This is a genomic window from Shimia sp. R11_0, from assembly GCF_017744035.1.
Lineage (GTDB): Bacteria > Pseudomonadota > Alphaproteobacteria > Rhodobacterales > Rhodobacteraceae > Shimia > Shimia marina.
In genome coordinates this window covers 25666-41046 of sequence record NZ_JAGHQY010000012.1, presented here as the reverse complement: position 1 = coordinate 41046, position 15381 = coordinate 25666, and the positions used below count along the sequence as shown (strand labels likewise).

10 protein-coding genes and 1 pseudogene are annotated in these 15381 nt (G+C 55.1%); 4 read left to right on the top strand and 7 right to left on the bottom strand.

What is annotated here, in order from left to right; translation table 11 throughout:
* Nucleotides 1–8: 8 nt before the first annotated feature.
* Nucleotides 9–1007 (bottom strand): isopenicillin N synthase family oxygenase, encoded by a 999-nt coding sequence (locus tag J7382_RS18780; RefSeq protein ID WP_209070525.1) that lies wholly within the window; start codon nt 1005–1007, stop codon nt 9–11.
* Between the two features lie 301 nt (nt 1008–1308).
* Entirely contained in the window at nt 1309–3345 is a 2037-nt protein-coding gene (locus J7382_RS18775; RefSeq protein WP_209070524.1) for an EAL domain-containing protein, read from the bottom strand.
* 339 nt (nt 3346–3684) lie between these two features.
* Here J7382_RS18775 and J7382_RS18770 point away from each other — a divergent pair, with 339 nt between their 5' ends.
* Together J7382_RS18770 and J7382_RS18765 are read left to right on the top strand one after the other, a co-directional pair.
* Nucleotides 3685–4449, top strand: a complete 765-nt coding sequence (locus J7382_RS18770; RefSeq protein WP_209070522.1) for a DeoR/GlpR family DNA-binding transcription regulator — start codon at nt 3685–3687, stop codon at nt 4447–4449.
* 74 nt (nt 4450–4523) lie between these two features.
* Nucleotides 4524–6986, top strand: coding sequence for an FAD-dependent oxidoreductase (locus J7382_RS18765; protein ID WP_209070520.1), 2463 nt, complete (start codon nt 4524–4526; stop codon nt 6984–6986).
* A gap of 322 nt (nt 6987–7308) precedes the next feature.
* Here J7382_RS18765 and J7382_RS18760 read toward each other — a convergent pair.
* The 3 genes and pseudogenes from J7382_RS18760 to J7382_RS18750 form a co-directional block, all read right to left on the bottom strand.
* Nucleotides 7309–7584 (bottom strand): annotated as a pseudogene (locus tag J7382_RS18760) (DDE-type integrase/transposase/recombinase); the annotation flags it as partial.
* 529 nt (nt 7585–8113) lie between these two features.
* Nucleotides 8114–9151 carry a helix-turn-helix domain-containing protein gene (locus J7382_RS18755; RefSeq protein WP_209070518.1) on the bottom strand — a complete coding sequence of 346 codons (1038 nt, stop codon included), beginning with the start codon at nt 9149–9151 and terminating at the stop codon, nt 8114–8116.
* Nucleotides 9152–9660: 509 nt separating this feature from the next.
* Nucleotides 9661–9936: a type II toxin-antitoxin system ParD family antitoxin gene (locus J7382_RS18750; RefSeq protein ID WP_209070516.1), complete on the bottom strand. Its 276-nt coding sequence runs from the start codon at nt 9934–9936 to the stop codon at nt 9661–9663.
* An 83-nt stretch (nt 9937–10019) separates the two neighbouring features.
* Between J7382_RS18750 and J7382_RS18745 the strand changes: the two genes are divergently transcribed.
* A complete protein-coding gene (locus tag J7382_RS18745; protein ID WP_209070514.1) occupies nt 10020–11078 on the top strand; it encodes a site-specific integrase in 1059 nt (352 codons plus the stop codon).
* 73 nt (nt 11079–11151) lie between these two features.
* Here J7382_RS18745 and J7382_RS18740 read toward each other — a convergent pair whose 3' ends face one another.
* A complete protein-coding gene (locus J7382_RS18740) occupies nt 11152–12276 on the bottom strand; it encodes a ParB N-terminal domain-containing protein (RefSeq protein WP_209070512.1) in 1125 nt (374 codons plus the stop codon).
* The gene (locus J7382_RS18735) at nt 12269–13669 is read right to left on the bottom strand and encodes an AAA family ATPase (protein ID WP_209070511.1); all 1401 of its coding nucleotides are present in this window, start codon (nt 13667–13669) and stop codon (nt 12269–12271) included. Before J7382_RS18735 ends, J7382_RS18740 begins: the two co-directional genes overlap by 8 nt.
* A 527-nt stretch (nt 13670–14196) precedes the next feature.
* Here J7382_RS18735 and J7382_RS18730 point away from each other — a divergent pair.
* Nucleotides 14197–15381, top strand: coding sequence for a replication initiation protein (locus J7382_RS18730; RefSeq protein WP_209070509.1), 1185 nt, complete (start codon nt 14197–14199; stop codon nt 15379–15381).

The window sequence follows — 15381 nt, the reverse complement described above, 5'->3', positions numbered from 1 at the left end:
TGAAAATTTCAGAGGGGTTTGGCTGTCCCGGCAAAATTGGCCTTCAGACGCATCTGAATGTAATCATGCGCGGTGATCGGCGGATAAAGCGCATCCGGCCCCTGCAACACCGTGTTGGTATTGGCCTGCGCAAAATAGGCAATCGACTGGCGCGCCGCGGTGGATTCCCCCGGCGCAGGCATGCGCACCCGATGCAGGGTCGACAGCAGCCGGTCATCCGACCAGCGCCGCAACATATCTCCGATATTGCAGGTGATCAGCCCGGAAACCGGCGGCACATCACTCCAGTGCACTTCCCCGGCGGCTGCGTCTTTGCCCGGACAGATCTGCAACCCGCCCTGCCCGTCGCGCTGATGCAACAGGGTGAGACAGTCAAAATCCGTATGTGCCCCGGCACGCCACATGCCCGGCGCCTGATCCGCATCGGTCAGCGGCAGATAATGCAACAGACGCAGGGTGGATTGATATTCCGGTGCAAGCGGATCATGGCCTACTGAAAACAGACTTGGGGCCAGATCCAGCTTGCGCGCAAAACACTGCAACACGCGCATCGCCACCGCCCAGTTCTGGCGCTCAAATTCCAGCATCGTCACCTTGAAGCTCTGCAAAGCATCCGGATCGGGCCACAGCCCAGCCATACGCGGCAAGGTGATCTGATAGCTTTCTTTCTGATCCGCTGTGCCGGTGGAGGGGCGCACCTGACTGGTGTGTTCCCAGCCCGCATTGGTGCCGGGTTTCAGCGCCATCTGCGCCTTGATGTCCGGGCTCTGGTCAAAAAACGCCTGTGACTGGGCAAACGCCGCATCAATCAGCGCCTCTGAAATGCCGTGGTTTGACAGCTGAAAAAATCCAACCTGCGTCGCCGCGTGCCAGAGCTCATCGGCAATCTCGGCGTGGCGATTGTGAAAATCGCCCATATCAATGACGGGCACATCCCGCACCACCAGCTGACCCGCGCCGCCAATGCGCTTTTCGGTTTCAATTTCCTGTAAGGCGTCTTTGCCCATTGCGCACCTCTCCTGGAGGGAGCAATGACCCACATCCTAGAAAGATGTTGCCAGCTTATACTCCGTCTCAAACAGCGGTTAGCTGCTTGATGATCTGATCGATTTTGTGCCCATGTCACTGAGCACCCTCGTAGATAACGTGAAAGAAATTCGATCCGGCAAACAGATTGCGGCCCCACTTCTAGATTTCGAGGCCAAAGACCAATTTTTTGACACAAATGCCTAATTTTGAAACGGACTGCATGTGATGTTTTGCCAAATTCACATCAATTACACGCAGAATGCACCTATTCCCAACCGTCTAAGAGCCAGACATTGATCTTGCAGAAAATGCAGTGAGGTAGGCTTCTGCGTCACGCGGCGCCAAAGGCTTTGAGTAAAAGTAACCCTGACCGATGCGCGACGAACAGCCGACTAGTAGCTTAACCTGTGCCGCGGTTTCAATCCCTTCAATCACAAGGGAAATGCCCAAGCTTTCAGACATGCTGGCAATATGCTGCAAAAGTTTGTGGTTGGCGTTGCCCTCTTCAAGGTTTTTGACAAACTCACGGTCGATTTTGATTTCGTCAAATTGCATTTCAAGCAAATATGCGAGCGATGAATAGCCTGTCCCAAAATCATCCAGAGACATGCGCACCCCAATGCCCTGCAGCTTTAACAGCACATCCTGCACGAGCGTCCAGCTCTCGATGGCCGCTGTTTCTGTGATCTCAAGTGTGAGCATCTCTGGAGATAGCCCCGTTTCCCAGAGCACATCGAGGATATCCTCTGTCAACGACCCATTACGAAAACTGTTGGCGGAAAGATTGATCGAAACCGGTATGTCCTGTCCCATCTCCGAGGCCAGATCGGCAGCAAACTTTGTTGCTTGCCGCAAGACAAACATATCCAAATCATGCACAACACCTGAGCTTTCAGCTAGAGGCACAAACTCACTTGGTGCAATACTTTCATTCCCAAGCTGCCATCGGGCAAGCGCTTCAAACCCTTTAAAACTGCCATCATTGAGCTGAACTTTGGGCTGGAAAACAACACCGATTTCACCATTTTGAATGGCGCTAGGCAAACTGGCTACAATACGGTTCTGCCGAGTGACCTGTGCATCAAGAGTTTTATCATACCTCTGATATGTATTCTTCCCACGCTCTTTGGCGACATACAGTGCCGCATCAGCCGCCTTCACGAGGTTTTGAGGCGTGCCTGCTCCCACTTCCATGGTTGTCGCCACACCAATGGAACACTTCGGAACAATCTGCCAGTTTTCAAACTGCATTGTTTTAGAAACCCGGTTCAGCAAGTTCTGAGCAAAGACGTCACCTGTGTCTGTGCTTTCCTGAACTTCCCATATGATGGCAAACTCATCGCCGCCAAGACGGGCCGCAAAACCATTTCTCTCTGTAAGTGACGCTTTTAGCCGTCTGGCAACTTCAGTCAGAAGAGCATCACCCGCAGGATGACCCATTGTGTCATTGACGGCTTTAAAATCGTCAAGATCGATCAATGCGGCTGCCAGGCACGGCATACCCTCTACCGCAAAAGCTTGCTGCAGGTAGTCATTGAACAGTTTGCGATTGGGGAGACCGGTGAGAGGATCATGCGAGAGCAAGAACTTCTCCTGCTGCTCCGCTTTATTCTTCATTTTCTGATACTGAACACGCGCCTCCAATTGCATCGTATTGAGGCTGTGGTTCTTTTCACGATAGATAATCAGCCAGAAAACCAGAAAGGATGTGACAAATAGTATACACGCATACTGAATGTCCTCTTTCAGCTCAGGGGTGAGATCTCGCTCAATGATATAGGCGCCCATGACATCGCCCAGTTCAAAGACTTCCTGACCGAGCGCATCATTGTGGCAGCTGACGCAATTTTCTTGCGTTGCAATGGATGGAACCATTGTTCGGCCGATCATTCTGCCAGCTTCAAACCGATTCTCGTGGAGATCGTCCGACGCATAGTCGTCTGCAAACGATTGGATGATTCTACGCAAACGGGGATCATCGGCTTTTACACCCAATTCAAACCCTGGCAGACCGGGCAATGACATATGGGCTTGATCAGCGTTCCGCTGCTGAGAACCCGTACTGTTGAAGTGGTCAATGCCAATTCTACGAAATTCAGCCGGTACAAGCGTATCTTCCCCACGAACGTCAGAAAACACAGTCGTGAATCCGTTCGTCATTTCGATCAGCTGCAACCTCTCACGCTGACTAATGGCTTTATCCGCAGCCCAAGCTATAAGAAAGTATGCCAGAGCGGTGACAAAGGCCGCCAAAAGGGTGAGGGCAAAGCTCAAGCGCATGTTGTTCTTTGCAGTATGTCCCAAAAATTCAGGCAAATGGCCCTCACGTTCTTTGTGCTAGCGAAAAATGTAGTCCAAAACTTGTTAACCAATGATGACAAACTTCGTGATTTGAATGGATCAAAGCAGCTGAAGGGATACCATCAGAATTGTCGATCACGACGCTCGAAAAACAACTCAAACTAACTTAGGAATACTCCGGACCACCAAGCACTCCCCTCTCCCCACAACCCGCTGGTTGTTTGTGGAAATCCAGCGCAGCCCGCAGGGGGCGCCGCCGTTGAGTGGTAACCGATGGGTCCTCCGTATTCTATGACTGGCGTTATTTTGCAATATTTGGCAGAATTGTCTTAGTTCTAACCAAGAGGGTTTACTGTGTTACCATCGGAACGTCATGCGATTATCCTGCGCGAAGTATCCCGCCAGCCTGCAGTGTCCATCCGGTCTCTGACCGAAAAGCTTGGTGTCTCGCGGGAGACGGTGCGGAAAGACATCGAGCAACTCGCCCAAGAAAATAAATTGAATCAGGTCTGGGGGGGCGCGACCAGCATTCGCACAGAAGAACCGCCAATGGCAGATCGGTCTCTGACCAATCCAGAAGGCAAAGCCCAGATCGGAGCCTGCGTCGCAGATCAGATCCCGGATGGAGCCAGCGTGATCATCGACAGCGGGTCAACAACACTGGCGGCGGCGCGGGCTTTGGCCGAGGTTCGCAATAATTTAATTATATATACAAACGACTTGACCATTGCATCCGTAATGTCGGCTGCCGCGTCCGAAGTCACTTTGCTCGGCGGACGTCTGGACTTTGCCGAAAATGCCACACTGGGCCTTGATACCCTGGACCACCTGAGCAGATACCACGCGGAGTTTGCACTGGTCGGTGTTGGAGGATTGAGCGCACGCTGTGGTTTTACGGATTTTTCGCTTGAAGCGGCGAACCTGCGGCATCTCATGATCCAAAGGGCGCAAAACCCGCTTATACTGGCCGATAGCAGCAAATTCGACGTGATCGGGCAGATCGCCATGAAGCCCTTTTCGCGTCCAGCCACCCTGATTGTCGATACGCCGCTTCCGCCTGACATCTCCGAAGCTCTGGAAGAGCTGGGGGTAATATCACTGCTTGCCAACGCCAAATAAAGAAAGATTTTGCCAACTATTGCCAAATCACTGTAAGGTGCCGTAAATCGAACCCCTTTTTACGGAGCAAACCCATGGCCGAAACGCAACTTCCCCAAAGCGCGCAATATGTCATCATAGGGGGCGGCATCGTTGGCTGCTCGGTCGCATATCATCTGACGAAGATGGGACACCGCGATGTTGTGCTTTTGGAGCAGGGTCAACTGAGCTGTGGTACCACTTGGCATGCTGCGGGACTTGTCGGCCAGTTGCGCAGCCAGCCTGCGATGACCAACCTGATCCGCTATTCCACAGAGTTATATGCCCAGCTTGAGGCAGAAACGGGTCTGGCCACTGGCTGGATGGAGTGCGGTTCTGTCACGGTTGCACGTACCGACGATCGCATGACCATGCTCCTGCGGACAGCTGCCGCAGCGCGCGCGCAGGGGGTCGAAGTGCAGGTCATCACGCCGCAGGAAGCGCAAGACAAATGGCCGGTGATGCAGGTGGACGACGTCAAAGGCGCGCTTTGGATGCCCGGCGACGGAAAAGCCAATCCGACAGACTTGACCCAGTCTCTGGCCAAAGGCGCGCGTATGGGCGGCGCTAAGGTGATCGAGGGGATCAAAGTCACCGACATCCTGACCAAAGACGGTGTGGTCACCGGTGTCGCGACAGACCAAGGCACGATCCACGCCGAAGTTGTGGTGAACTGCGGTGGGCAATGGGCACGGCAACTTGGCAAGATGTGTGGCGTGAATATCCCCCTGCATTCGGCCGAACACTACTACATCGTGACTGAGCAGATTGAAGGCGTCACGCCTGATCTGCCCGTGCTGCGAGACCCGGATGGCTATATTTATTTCAAAGAAGAAACCGGGGGGCTGGTCATGGGCGGCTTTGAGCCTGATGCCAAGCCTTGGGGCATGGAGGGCATCCCCGATAATTTCTTCTTCCAGCTTCTGGAAGATGATTGGGATCAGTTTGAGATCCTGATGGAAAACGCGCTGATCCGTGTCCCCAAAATGGGTGAAACCGGGGTGCGCCAGTTCTACAATGGCCCCGAAAGCTTTACGCCTGACAACAACTATCTGCTGGGCGAGGCCCCTGAGCTGAAGAATTTCTTTGTTGGGGCGGGCTTTAACAGCATGGGAATTGCCAGCGCAGGTGGTGCGGGGCGGGCCTTGGCTGAGTGGATTGTCGAAGGGGCACCAACCTCGGATCTTTTTGCCGTGGACATTCGCCGCTTTGCCAATTTCAATAACAACCCGACTTGGCTGCATGATCGTGTCAAAGAAACTCTGGGCCTGCATTATGCCATGCCATGGCCCAACCGCGAATTGGACACGGCGCGACCGTTCCGCCGTTCCGCGCTCTATGATCGGCTGGCCGCAAAAAATGCTGTTTTCGGATCGAAAATGGGGTGGGAGCGGGTAAATTATTTCGCACCCGAAGGGGAAAAACCAGAAACCCAGTACAGCTTTGGTCGCCAAAACTGGCACGATGCTGTTGCCGCCGAACATAAGAATACACGTGAGGCGGTATCGGTTTTCGATCAGAGCTCATTTGCCAAGCTACTGGTGCAGGGGCGCGATGCTTGTGAGACATTGAACCGCATCTGTGCGGCCAATGTGGATGTGCCGGTGGGGCACACCGTTTACACAGGCCTGCTGAACGAGCGCGGCGGCTACGAATCTGATTTGACGGTGTTGCGCCTGAAAGATCAGGAATTTATGCTGATCACCGGCTCTGCGCAGGCGGTGCATGATGCCGACTGGCTGCGCAAGAACTTTGATAGCGAAGCGCATGTTTTTCTGACCGATGTGACCGCTGCCTGGTCCGTTCTGGCTGTGATGGGGCCACAGGCGCGCGCGGTGCTCAGCAAATTGACCAAGGCGGATCTGTCAAACGCAGGCTTCCCCTTTGCCACGGTGCAGGAGATTGATCTGGGCTACGCTACGGTTCTGGCCAATCGCATGACCTATGTTGGAGAGCTCGGCTGGGAATTGGTAGTGCCGGTGGAATTCACGATTGGCGTCTATGAAGATCTGATGCGCGCCGGAGCCGAGTTTGGCATCCGCGACGCGGGCTACTATGCACTAGAAGGATTGCGCCTTGAAAAAGGCTTCCGCGCCTGGAGCCGCGAGCTCACACCTGATGTCACCCCGCTGCAAGCTAGCCTGAGCTTCGCTGTGGATCTCGAGAAACCAAGCGGATTTATCGGTAAAGCAGCGGTGCTGGCTGCGAAAGAAGACCCAAATCATCTGAAAAAGCGTATTGTGCAGCTCGTACTGAAGGATAAGGCGCCACAGCTCTGGGGCGGAGAAGCCGTGTTAAGAGATGGCGTTGAGATTGGTGAGGTCCGTTCCGCCGCATACGGCCATACGCTTGGGGCTGCTGTTGCTCTCTGTCAGCTTGAGGCCCCGGAGCCAGTGACAGCAGAATATATCCGAAACGGCCGCTTCGAAATTGATCTGGCCGGGCAAAAGCTGGCGGCGGAGGTTCATCTGCGCTCGCCCTATGATCCTAAGGGCGAACGGCCCAAAGTGGACGGTTAAACAACCGCTTTTGCGTGAAGTTATCCGTCATGCAACAACGGATTGGCCAGTGTTTTGGCCAATCTTCTCTCGCTCGGGGCGCATGTCTGATCCCCTTGCAGAGACTTACTCGACGGCCGGTGCTTCCGTCATTGGCTCTTTGAGCGCTGCGATCGCAAGAAAACCGCAAGCCGTTGCCAACCCTGCAACCAGATATAGTTGCGACAGTCCGAAAACTTTCAATACAAAGGCGCCAAGCAGCGCGCCAAGTCCTATGGCGACATTAAAGGGACTGTCGTATTAATCTGCTGAGGCCGGATTGGCGCGTTCGAATGCCTCAGGATCAAGCAGCCTCAAACAGTCGCGCGATGAACTTAATCTCCTCAAGGACACCTGTTCGTTTGTTGTGGATGTGCCGAATTCTGTCGAAGTGTGGATCATAACGGCGATTGATTTCGCGAATGACGTGCCGATAGGCGGGGGCCTTATCAGTCACGATTGTCGCCGGCCGGCGCAATCGGACGCGCTCAATCGCTTTGTTCAGAAAGGCTTCCGCAGCTTTTGCATCCCGTCGGGCTGTGAGGCGGAAATCAACCATTTGGCCATTTGCGTCGCCTGAACGCCATAGGTGACCTCAAGACACCGAACGTCCACAATGCCGGCAATTAATGCAACAGTCTCGTTTATGGTGAATTGATATCAGTGAAGGGGGGGGAAGACCAGCTTGATTTGGTCATGGGCACGATGGTCAGCCTCAAGCACAAGTGCTTTTTGCCACGCCTCATAGTCACGACCTCACCCATGTCCCAATTGTCGTTTGGCTGACGGCGACCTAGCCTTATGCAATCTAAAAAGTGTCTACCAACGCGATTGATCCATAGCAGAGCTGCTTCCCGACTGCGATCACCCCACGCGCAGCCAACAACTCCTCAGCGCCAACTGTGCTCAACGCAAAGCGATGACAACTCCATGCTGCATAAGCAATGATCTTACGAGGAAAGCGAACGCCTTTAAGGCGCAGTATAATCGTCGGGATGTTCATCAACGCGAGAGAGCTGGATCACTCGCTCTGACAGCCTCCCTTTCAAAACACACATCCCCAGTGTTAACCTCGCAGGCTTCCAAATTGCAGGACCGCAGCATCATTCTCAGAGTTGTGCCGCCCAAATACGAAACCTCTTGGCACCGGTCACTTCGCGAACCAAACCCATGTGGTGCAACCGTGCCAGAAGCCGCTCTGCAGTATCTCTGGAAACACCAGTTGCGACTTCGACCATCTGGGTTGTGGCATGTGGCTTGGCAAAAAGCATCTCAATGATGCGTCCGGCATTTTTGCCTTTGATTCCTGCGGTGGCCGCATGAGCCTGATCTCGCCATTGCGACAGCCTGTGCAGCTCTGCGCGCGCCGCGATGGCACCGGCCTCAATGGCCGCGAGCAGCGTTGGGAAGGTGGACACACCGAGGCCGGTGATGCGGCGCCCCTCTTGCCCCAGTGGTAAGAACGTCAGGGTCATGCAGTCTTGCGCCATATGTCTTGCCGCCCAGACCGCCCCTTCGACCATATCCCCCTCGACCGAAAGATCAGATAACGCCCAGAGAAACCGCGCATAAGCGCCGCGTGTGAAAGCATGGGCATCGGCCAGACTGGATACATGCCTCAGGAACTCTTGTGCCGCCTCCTCAAAGACAAGCCCCGATAATCGAGAAGGACCTCTGGTGAGAGAGGTTTCTGTCTCTGTGAGGTGCAACCCGAGAAAGGCCGCCAGATGATCAATCCCCCCCTGCCCCATCAAACGGCGCAGGGCCCAACGGGCGGTTTGCAGATCAAGCGGATCGCCATCAGCGCGGGCCGCGAAATGATCTCGCGCGATGTCTTCAAGCGACACCGATTTGCCCGCAGCCCAGAGAAGTGCTGCTGCCTCGCGCAAGGCCAGCCGCTCTAAAGCGCCGACACCGATCTGCGCCACCATCATGTCAAGTTGTCCAACCGCCAAGGCAGCACGCGCCAAGGCAGTTGCATGTTGCGCCTGTGCAGCCAGCCAGCCCTCAGGTGCTGCAAGACGGGATTGCAGGAACACAGCAGAGGAAAGATCGCTGTCCGGACTCTCCGTCTGTGGATCTGGCAAAAACCACAGGTCCTCAGGCTCCTCCGGTGGATCATATATAGAAAGGATATAGTCACCCATATCCGCAGTATATCAACATTTTGCGGATTACATAGAGGCTTCGGAAGATCTTATTCAACATATGATAATATATACTTATCGTATATTGACAAAAAAAGCCATTCTCACCATCCTCAGCCCATGAAACCACAGCCAGGAAACCTCAGAGCAGCGACAACGACCGCCCTACCCTACGGGTTCATTGAGGCAGCTGTCGCAGCAACATTTGCCTCACATGATCCTGGCCACCATAAAAAATTGCCAATATGCGGACGGTCTTTCGCTGCCCGTCGAATTGATACCAGTAGATTACACGTTTCAGTGTCAGATGCCGCAACCTGGGCAGCCACTCTTCATGAGGGTCCCCACGATACGGGGCTGTGGCGATCCGCTCCATCGCGTCCAGTATCTTGCCCATGCGATCGCTGGCATGCTCGGCAACCGAAGCGGGAGCTTCGCCAAGTCCGATATAACTCTCAGTCAGAAAATCGAAGACCAGCGCGATGTCCTGCTCAGCAGTGGCTGAGACTTCAAATGTCTAGACCATGTGATCGACGTTTGCTTTTCAGCATGACATCAACAAGGGTGCGGAAGCTTTCAGTTGGCACAAAATCCCCCTGTGCACGGGACTGCAACAGAGCTTTAAGTGTCTCGGTATCGGCCTGTTCTGCATCCTTCCGCTGCCGGATCAAATCAATCCCGTGCTGCGCCACTGCACTGAGGGATGGGAAGGTACCCTGCTCCACCAAATTTTTGGCAAACTCGGCTTGAGCATCATTCAAGGATATGGATGTCTTGAACGTCATGGCAGAGCCTCCTGTACCTCAGGGCATGATGCGGTCATACCAAATGCAAGCCTGTCGATTCACGCTAGCACAGGTGCATTGTCATGTCTGATCCATTGATCCCGCATCGCGCCTCTGCCCTGCCCTCACTGGATGTCGCAGACAGCGCAGCATTGGAAGACCTCTATGTCCGTGGCACGCCGACCAACACCCTGCGCGCCTATGAGAGGGATCTGGTCTATCTGACCGCTTGGAAACAGGCAGCCTTTGGAGCGGCATTGACGTGGCCGGAACAGGAAGAGGTGGCGCTGCGCTTCGTTCTGGATCACAGCCGTGATCTGCACGAGGAAGAGGGGCGTGCAAAACAGACGGCGGAGGCCTTGATCGGGCTGGGGCTACGCAAGGGGCTCTCTTGTCCGGCGCCAGCAACGCTCAACCGTCGGATCGCATCCTGGTGTGCGTTTCACCGGATGCGCAATCAACCCAATCCGTTTGATGCCCCGCTGCTGCGGCAAACGCGGGCCAAAGCGCGTAAGGCCATGGCCCGCCCCCCTACGCCCAAATCCGCACATCCCATCACAAAGGATGTTCTGCTGAAACTGCTTGATGCCGCAGGATCAGGGCTGCGCGGACTGCGAGACCGCGCCATTTTACTACTGGGATGGGCTTCAGGCGGGCGCAGACGGTCAGAGATTGTGGGGCTCAATCGCGAAGATGTAGACCTGTCCGAGTATGATGCGCAGGGGGTGGTTTGGCTGCAACTGGTGCAGACCAAGACCACCGATCACGGCAAGACCCCGAAACTGGTCCTGAAAGGCTATGCGGCGCGGGCTGTCGTGGCCTGGATTGACGCCAGCGGGATCACCGAAGGGCCACTGTTTCGACGGATCACCCGCACCGACGCCTTGGGCCAGAAGCGCCTGTCAGATGCGGCCGTGTCACAAATCCTCAAACGGCTGTTGCAAGACGCCGGGCTGGATCCTTCCTATGCCTCACCCCATGGTCTACGGTCAGGCTTTCTGACACAGGCGGCGCTGGATGGCGCGCCCCTGCCCGCGGCCATGCGCCTGTCGCTACATCGCTCGGCAGCTCAGGCGCAGAAATATTATGACGATGTGGACGTGGCGGCCAATCCAGCAACAGACCTTCTGGCGGATTGGTAGGCTTTAGGACTTTGAGATCAAAGAAGCAGCCCGCGCCAACAAGAGATTGCGGCGCGGGTTTCGCGGCGAAACCTTAGCGTGGTTTCTCCAAATAAGCGCGGATTTCATCCAGCAGATTGTCCATCAGAGCGGCGTCCACCGGGGTGCCTTCAAAGCGCAGAACGACCCCCTTGGCGTCCGCCTGTCGACGAATGGTCACCCCCGATGCGGTGACCATAGTTGCCGCATTGCGCCACTCTGTGTCTGGTGTGGTCTTCTTGGGACGCCCGCCACGCTTGGGATCTTTGACCGGGCTGTCCATGGCAACGATCACAGCCTCCAGCGCGGCCCATTCTTCCTCAGCAGAGGCCGGTGAGGCTTCGGCCAATGCATCGCGCAACGCGGCTTCTCCGCCTTGTCGTAGCATCTGCGCCAGCTTTAGCCCTCGCTTCTCGCTGAGCGCGTCTGGAAACTCCAGCATGTCGCCGAGCTCTTCAAAGATTAAAGCAAAGCTGCGCACTTTGGAGCGTTTGGCCTTGGAGCCCGTAGCGAAGAGTTTGTTGACCGCATCCTCTACATTGAGGAAAGCCCCCTGCTGTGCAGAGATCACCGCGATACGACCGCGCTCAAACTGGCTCAGCTCTGCGCGCACCTCGTTCTCTTCGACCATGGCGACAAAGGCGGTGTCTGTCTCGGCCTTGGGGCGAATGATGGCGCGGATGGTTTCATGCGCTTGCTGCCCACTGAGCCCATTCAACTCGCGGATCGCCATCAAGCGACGGTAGCCGGAAATCAGCCCATAGCGGCGTCCGCCCTCACTCCCATCTGGCAGTTCAAAAACTTCGATCGGCAGACGCAACCCGTTCTGCGCAATCGACAGACGCAGCTCCAGCATGTCATCGGCATTGAGCGTGGTTCGGTCGCGCACGATGGCCTCGGCCTCAATCTCGGCAATCGGCAAATCCACCAGAAGCCGCCCATCGTTTTCGGCCGCTGTCAGTTTAGCGGCGCGGGCTTCGAGCTGCGCATCGCGTGCACGTTCCTGCGCGGTTTTGGGTTGCGCCACCGCTGCTGTTTCTGCCGCGATCTGAGAGATCGGCGCCATGCCGCGTGTCTTGGGCGCGCCAGGCGCAGCGGCAGAGGTTTCGCGGCGAAACTCCTCTTCGAGTTTGCTGATATCTGCGCTGCTTGGGGCTTCGAGTTTTCTGCGCTTAGCCATTTTCAGCCTCCGCCGCCTGCTCCGCTTTCAAGTCTTCGAGATCACGCCACCATGTGCCCAGAATGATTTCTTTGACCTCGGCCCATGTCCGGTCAAATGTTTCACGCCCCCGGACATAAGTATCGCGGTTAAACTCGCGATAATCGGCTTCATAGATGCCATTCACCTGTTCGCCAGCCTGCCCGACCATGGCGGTAAGTTCCTGACGATAGGTGGTCATAAAATCACCAAAGTAGGCCTGTATCACATTGGCCAGATCAGTCTGCTGTCCAGCATCAAACCGAGTGATGAGTGCACGCACCGCATCCCATTCAAACTTCATCTCCGGCAGGCCATCTCGACGGCGGGCGGCATTTTCGCCTTCTTCAACGCTGGCGAAGGTCGAATAGAGCATATCAAAAAAACGCCCGGTAGAGTCAAATTCCAGAAAGGACGCCCCGAGTGGCACCAGCAGAATGTCCGCAGCTGCCAAGGCATTGATGGTCAGATAACCAAGGGCAGGAGGGGTGTCGATGAAGATGATGTCATAGTCATCGACGATGCCTTCGTTGGTCAAAGCGTTGGTCAGCGCATCCCAAAGCGGCCAGCTGCGCAGGCCCATGCGCCAGACCGGAATCTGAAACTCAGCCCAATAGAGATTGAGCTGCGCCCCAAGCAGATCGATATTGGGCCAATGGGTCGGCTGAATGATGTCGCGCGCCGAAACTTCGAGTGCTTCGGTCAGTGTTTCGTCGAAGGGCAGGGGGCTTTCGCCACGGGCCTCGCGGACGCTGTTCTCGGCCACCATTGCCTGCGCGTAGTCTTTGGCCATCAGCGGAAAGGCCGTGGACCATTCATCCGGCACATCCCCCCCCATGATCGAAGTCAGGGAGCCTTGGCTGTCGAGGTCAATGACCAAAACCTTGTAGCCGTCCAGCGCGGCAGACATAGCCAGATGGGCGCTGGTGGTGGTTTTAGAAGTGCCGCCCTTGAAGTTGGAGACTGCCACAATTTTCGCAGGCAGCCCTTCGGGACGCCAGGGTTGATACTCTCTGTCTTGTGCACCTTCACTGGCAAAGTGTGCGCGCAGCGCCAACACGTCTTCCAGAGAAAACCACTTGGAGTTTCCTTCACCCACGCCCTGCGGCAGATTAGGATATTTCTTGAGCACCCGCCGGAAATGTGCCGGGGCAACCGGGATCAGAAATTTACAGATCTCCCAGGTGGAGAACCGACGGAGCCGTTTTTGACCATCCGGGGCATAGCCACGGCGGGCGAGATCCTGGCGCCCCTTCGTAGCAAATGCCGCCGCTTTCGCGAATCGGGCCGTGTCGATAGGCTCGGAAAGCTTGGCAGCGGCGGTGGCTGGGTCGATGTTGAAATAGGGCGGAAGTGGGTCTTTGCCTGATACCATCTCTGTTCCTATGCGATGTACTGCTTCTATTAGTATTTTGTCAGAACTATCGCACATGAAAAGCCATATGTGAATCTTTGAAGGCAGTTTCGCCACGAAACCTAATCAAAAATAAAAAAAGCAACGACATATAGGTTGTAGAATCTTTAGAGACTTTAGAATCTTTGCGACATCAATAGATATTATAAACAAAGACTTACTCTAGTTTGGGGGCCCGCTTACGGGATCAGGGGAACCCGCATACAGGATCAAAAGACCCCAAACACAGGTGCAATGGGCCCGATTCGCGGGAACAGGGGGGCCTACCCACGGTTTTGGCTGTTTTAGCGTGCAAATCGCCCATCTGCGTGACTCTTCCGGTCAGGTGATCCCGTATTGTGGTACCTTTAAGGCTGCTGTTGGCGGGTTCAAATGCATAAAGGTACCCAAACACAGGAAAGCTGTTTGCCTTTCTTAAGAACCCAAAAGGGAATTGCGCACAGGTTCCTTTCAGACCATACTGTGGTAAAAAACAAAGGCAGCAGCAGATGACAGATATTCCACGTGACCAACTCACGGGGGCGCTCCGACGCGGTGCCGTAAAGAAACATGTGGCGGCGATCCATGTGTCTGGAAAGCTCACCTTGTTACAACGTAAGCTGTCCAACGTCTTGTTGCTGAACGCCTATGACACCCTCACCAGTCAGGCGAAACACTCAATTGATGCACGCACGCTCTGTTTGATGATTGGGTATAACTCCAACGATATGGACACGTTGAAAGCTTCTTTGCGCGGGCTTGCGGAGACGGTCGCCGAATGGGACATGCTGGACGAAAAGGGGCAGCAGGAATGGGGGGTGTCGAGCCTGTTGAGCTATGCCAAGCTCAAGGGCGGTGTTTGTGAATATTCCTATTCTCCGGCGCTGGCGGAAAAGCTGCATGATCCTAAGGTCTTTGCGCTGATCAATCTGAACATCCAGAAGAAATTCACGTCAGGCCATGCGCTGGCGCTTTATGAGAACTGTTACCGGTTTATTCGCACCGGCAGCACCGGCTGGTGGTCTATGGAATTGTTCAGGCGCCTGATGGGGCTGGATGGATCAAGCTATTATGAGAGCTACAAGCATCTTAATGCGAAGGTCATCAAACCGGCGGTGGCAGAGGTGAACAAGACCAGCAATATTTTGATCGAGCCGGAAACCCGCAAGAAGGGCAGGGTGGTTTCCGAGATCCGCTTCCGCATCAAAGAGAACCCGCAGCTTGCGATTTTGGACATTGATGATGGAGGCGGGCTGCGCCATGGGCCGGTTTACGGCAAGCTCAGAGAGCTTGGGGTGAGTGACCGGCTCGCCAAACAATGGATCAGCGCCTATGGCGAAGATCAGGTTGGCGAGAAGCTGGATTATGTGCGGCAGCGTAAAGACGTGAAAAGCATGGTGGGCTATCTCAGCACGGCGTTGAAGGAAGACTATGGCGCAACACCTGAGGCTGCGCCGGTCAGCGCCACTCAGTCAGATCGCGCAGAGCGCTTGAAACGTGTGCAGGCTGCGATCAACAAACGCACGCCGACGCAACGGGACGCGGACAAAAGGCTCTTTGCCAGTCAACTCGACGATGAGGTGGCGCGCGGAGACTTTGAACGTTTTGGCTGGGTGTCGCCCTTGAATGTGCGTGCTATTTTCACCTTTTGGGAAGAGATGGACCCAGAGATCTTTGAAGGGTTGGGGACCTGA